The 5,295-nt window shown below is 59.4% G+C and carries 2 protein-coding genes and 1 pseudogene; 1 reads left to right on the forward strand and 2 read right to left on the reverse strand.

Going from position 1 to position 5,295, the window contains the following annotated elements:
* A pseudogene (locus VJR68_RS03645) lies at window positions 1-692 on the reverse strand (cellulase); the annotation flags it as partial.
* 260 nt (window positions 693-952) lie between these two features.
* A complete protein-coding gene (locus tag VJR68_RS03650; protein ID WP_324146193.1) occupies window positions 953-3,301 on the reverse strand; it encodes a sialidase family protein in 2,349 nt (782 codons plus the stop codon).
* 1,155 nt (window positions 3,302-4,456) lie between these two features.
* Here VJR68_RS03650 and VJR68_RS03655 point away from each other — a divergent pair.
* Window positions 4,457-5,295, forward strand: an 839-nt coding sequence (locus tag VJR68_RS03655) for a hypothetical protein (protein WP_324146194.1), incomplete at its 3' end; no start/stop codon positions are given.

The raw sequence follows: 5,295 nt of genomic DNA on the forward strand, positions 1-5,295 counted from the left end.
TTGGTCGGCGAGCCCGCGCCGCTCGATGGTTGATAGAACGCGATGAACGCCACGCCTGCGCCGGTGCCGTCGCTGGACAGCGCAGTGAAACTGCTTACGCGACTCCACGTGCTGCCGCTGTCGGTGCTGGTCCACAAACCATTGGTGCTCGCTTGATCGGCATCATTACGTGTGCCGTAGAACAGGATCGAGCCTTTGTTCGGATCCACTTGCAGACGTTCTCCCACGTTGCGTCCGTCCATATTGCCGCCAACCTTGAAGCTGAGCGGATGCGCGGTGAAGTGCGCACCCTGGTCGGACGACACCAGGATTGCGCCATTGGCGCCCCACGATTGCGTGTACAAACCGCCAACCAGGTAGAGCATGTTGGGGTTGTTCGGATCGATGGCGACGCTTTCGATGCCCGTCCATTGCGAATCAGCCGGCGGCACCCAGTCGTTCAACGGCACCCATTGCGCGGTGGTGGCGTTGTAGCGATAAGCGCCGCCTACGTCAGTGCGTGCATAAAACAGGCCTTGCTGTTTCGGATGCGCGATGATGCCGTCGACATAACCGCCGGCGACGATGCGCACATTGTTCCAGGTGTAGGACGGTGCGCTTTGCGCGAACGCCGCGACAGGCGACAGCGAAAGCGCAGCCAGTGTGCCGCAGATCAATCCACGGGCAATGGCCCGATGCAAGCGTGTCTTCATGATGCCCTCCAGTTTTTTCTGCAGGTTGGATTGAAGCGATGGACCGCCCTTGCTGTTCCATCAACGCATGACTCTGGGTAGACGATGCATCGCGCAGTTGTCATAAGTAATGAACTCTCTCGCAGGTTGGGCTGAGGCGAAGCCGAAGCCGAAACCCGACATGAAATGTGCATGGCGACGTTGGGCTGCGGCTTCGCGTCAGCCCAACCTGCTGTGGTTTATCGCAAGGCCATGGCCTTGAACATTCGGCGTGTGGTTCTTCAATGCTTCGGCGTACCGTAGACAACGCCGCGCGCTTCGCCCGGCGCGATGTACACCCGGCCGAAGATTCGCGGATCACCGATCGCGAGGGCAACGCCGCCCCATTGATGCAGCGTGTCGTTGATCTGCTCCCAGGTAGCGCCGACATTGGTGGAGCGGAACAAACCGGTGACGCCGTTCACTGTGCCGGACAGATAGATGGCGGGGTAATGCGATCCCTCGATCGCCTTGCCGAAGCCCACTGATCTGGCGCTGGTTACGCTGGAGGCGTCAACCTGCGCCCAGGTGGAACCGTAGGTGGTGCTGCGATACAGGCCGTTCGGCGTGGCGATCCACACATCGCCCGCTTGCGCTTCGCCCGGAATGCCGGTCACCGTTGCTGCATGGGTGGACAACCAGGACGGCACACTCGGCAAACCGGTGTTGGTAGATGCCTGCCAGGTCGCCCCCTTGTCGGTGCTGCTGTAAAAGTCGCCGGTGGCCGCATTCCACGCATAGAACACGTTGGGGTTGGCGCCATCGGAAAGCAGTTGCATGCCGATCGGGAGCGCGGGCGATCCACTTGCGCCTGCCGGCGTCCAGCTTGCGCCATGGTTGGTGGAGATGACTGGCGCGATATCGGTGGGCGCCCATACGATGGTCTGGCCATCGCCGGAAATGGCCACGCTGCCGCCGCCGTTGTTGGACCCGGCCTTGCTGGCAAACGGTGTCCAGGTGGAACCGCCATCGTACGAGAGCGCGCCCAGGCTGTTGTCGCCGCCGGCGCCGACGCGAACGATCGTGGAGGGCAGCTGCTTGGCAAAATCCACGCCGGTGCCGTTGCCGTCACCACCGTTGCAGAGGGGTATCGCCTGCTGCGGCGGCGCCGTGGTGAGGCTGGTGTGCACGAAACCGCAAACATCACCCAGGCCGCTGATCAGGTGCGCACCGGAAGTGGGCGACACCAGCGTGAGTACCGCCGTTTCTTCAATGCCGTTGGCGCCGACCGACCAGTGCGTCGGCTTGCCTGCATCGGCGTTGGTCAGGTCGTAGGTGGTCCAGATGCCGCCGCCGGTGCCATACATGGCGTGATCGGGATTGAACGGATCGAGCACCACCTCGCCCCAATTGCCGAAGCCGGGTTGCGTCTGTCCGGGCGGCACGATCCACGGCGACACGCTGGCATCGCGGATGGCATACGTGCCGGAGGTCGGCGTAACGCCGTTCCACGTCGCGCCACCCACGTCGACCCAGCTCTTGCCGCCATCGGTACTGCGATACATGGTGTCCATCGGCCACCAATGGTCCATCGTCATCACCACCAGCGTGCCGGGATGCGAAGGATCGACCGACAAACCGCTGTAGCCGGACGGATAGTTGAAGCGATCGGTGGGCGTGATGTTGGTCCAGGTGTGATGCACCGTGTCGTATTTCCACACCGCGCCCATCGTCAAGCCGTTGGGGCCGATGGCATACGTGTAGTTGCCATTGCCGTCGGTGCTGTTGCCGTAGGTGATGTAGAGATCGCCATCCGGCCCGAGTTCGCCACGCTGCGGCAACTCATTGCTGGGACCGCCGGACACCGGATTCCAGGTGACGCCCGCGTCGTTGCTTACGTAGAGCGTAGTGCCGCTATTCGCCGCGGCGGCTGTCGACACGCCCACATAAATGGTCTTGGTCGGCTTGTGTCCCGCTTCACCTGCTGGCGCGAAAGCGACGAACGCCACCCCTGCGCCAGTGCCGTCGCTGTTCAGCGCCGTGAAGCCGCTGACCTGCGTCCACGTCGCACCTTTGTCCTTGCTCGTCCACAAGCCATTTTTGCCGGCGACTTGTTGGTTGCTGTTGGAGGTGCCGTAAAACAGGACGGAGCCATCATGCGGATCCACCTGCAAGCGTTCGCCGACATTGCGTCCATCTTCATTGCCGCCGACTTGAAAACTCAGCGGATGGGCCGTGAAACTTTTGCCACGGTCGGACGACACCAGCACTGCGCCGTTGGTAGACCATGAAGCGACATACAGACCCGCGGCCATGTAAAGCATGTCGGGATGATTGGGGTCGATGGCGATGCTTTCGACGCCGGTCCATTGCTGGTCTGCGGGTGGCGTCCAGTCGTTCAGCGCGATCCATTTGTCTTTCTTCGCGTCGTACCGATACGCGCCGCCTACGTCGGTGCGCGCATAGAACAAGCCTTGTTCCTTCGGATGCGCGATGATGCCGTCGACGTAACCGCCGGCGACGATGCGCACGTTTTTCCAGCTATATGACGATGCATCTTGCGCAAGCGTCACGATGGGCGACAGCGAAAGGGCGGCCAGTGTGCTGCCAATCAGTCCACGGGCAATGGCCCGGTACAAGCGTGTCTTCATGATCCCCTCCAGTTTGTGCGTTTGGATCGAAAGCGATGTGTGGCCGCCGCTGATCCATCAGCGCGTGACTGCAGGCGGGTGATGCATCGCGCCGTTGTTGTGTGATCAGGACTGCATGAAACCGAATGGCACTTGCTTACGAAGAGCTACGCTGACGAAGCCCCATTGAATGAATCAAATCTGTTCGAAGCCTGTAGTCATTCCGGCCTTCGCCGGAATGGCGATCCGCTATTTGACACACTCATCGCGAGCTTGCGCGTCATGAGGCTTTGTCTACGTCGTTCTTAGTAAGCAAATGCCATTCGCATGAAACCCCTTGTCCCCGACGCAGCACTCTATTCCCCCACCGTCAGGCGTGGCATTGCGAAGAACGCAAACGGCACTTGCGAAAATTGAAGTTGCGTAGCAGCAATTTCATCATCGAACGTTAGCGTTTCGTGTTGTTGCGCAAAGGCAAACATGCAGCAAGACAGGTGCTTTGCGATGCACTTGGCAATTCTGGCGTCGATTCGCTTCGCCATGGATATCGATCTGGATATCTGGGAGGTTCAAATTTTCATAGGTCTACGTTCGTCGTGCGGACCATGCACGAACAAAGCGTTCGCTACCCTCGCAAGAACGCATGCTTGTCATGACGTGATATTGAGCCGTCCCTTAAAGACATGCACGGGTCGCGGGCTATGCATGATGTGCCCAAACGCTGAGGAGAATCCTGATGGCTGATGCGCGATCGGCTTTCGCGACGAAATAGCTGCGATTTTGCAGCGAACTAGAACTGGGGGAGGCACTTTGCGTGTTTTTGGAACAGGTGCGGAAGATGGTTTCAAAAAATATTGTTATGCACTCATCCGTGCAGGCGCATGCATCGCGCTCGACAAATCAGGCAAACATCCATGCACAGACGTGCAGGCTTGCTCGCTGCGCCGGTAGTCGTTCATGTCCGCTCGGGCAAGCGGACTCATCCATGAAGAAAAATGCGTAAACGTTCTCACGTTCCATCGACTGACGTGCGCATAGGTTTACCGCTGGGAATGACCGCGTACATCACAACATGCCGCAGCGCACTGCGGCGTGGCAGGGGCGTTTTGCAAGTGTTCGCTTTGCGCAAGCCGTTAGCGTCATCAATAAGGGGATCACATTCAAACGGAGGCAATCATGAAGGCGACAAAGAGCTTGTACACCTTGCCATGGCTTTTGCTGTTTCCATTCATCGCCCACGCCGGCGACGTGCCTGGCACCTATGCCAAGTATCAATGGAGTTCCTCGGTTACCGGGCTGACGTCGGTGGACTACGACATCAACGTGCAGGCCGATCCGGGTTATCGCGCGAACGTGCGCTTCGCCAACCATTTCCACCTGGTCGGCAGCAGCAACGGCGGTTATGTCGGCATGGAGGACAACGCCCGCTTTGGCCCCAACTTCGTGTTTACGGTACGGGGTGCAACGCAGTACAAGGCCGGCGATTCCGGCAGCAGATGCGTTGTTTACAGCGGCGACAACGCCCGCGTTACCTGCCGCATACCCAACTGGTCCACAGTTACCGAGTATCAATTCCACCTTGCCTATGAAGGCGGCCAGTGGCTGGGCGTGACGGTTACCGATGTCTACAACCCCAAATTGGTGATGAAGCTAGGCAGCATCCTCACCGATGCCACCAGTATTTCACCGCAGGGCATGGTGAGCCGGACGACCTATCTCGAAGCGAATTCGCCCAATGCGAACTGCTACAACCAGCCCTACAGTGATGTGATATTCACCCCACCCACCAGCAACGGTGTCCAAGCTTCTATTTCAGGCACCGGCACCAACACGACGTGCAGCTACTCCAGCAGCGTCGAGAACTGGGAACAGTTCAACGCCGGCGGCAATCTGCTGCGTGGTTTGTACCAGGGCGACGATGGCCTTTGCGTGGATGCTGGGAACGGCCACACCAACAACGTGCCTGCTACTACTCAGAGCTGCGACAAAACGAAAGAAGCCCAAGCCTGGGTGCT

The organism is Dyella sp. (genome assembly GCF_035277725.1).
Taxonomy (GTDB): Bacteria; Pseudomonadota; Gammaproteobacteria; order Xanthomonadales; family Rhodanobacteraceae; genus Dyella_B.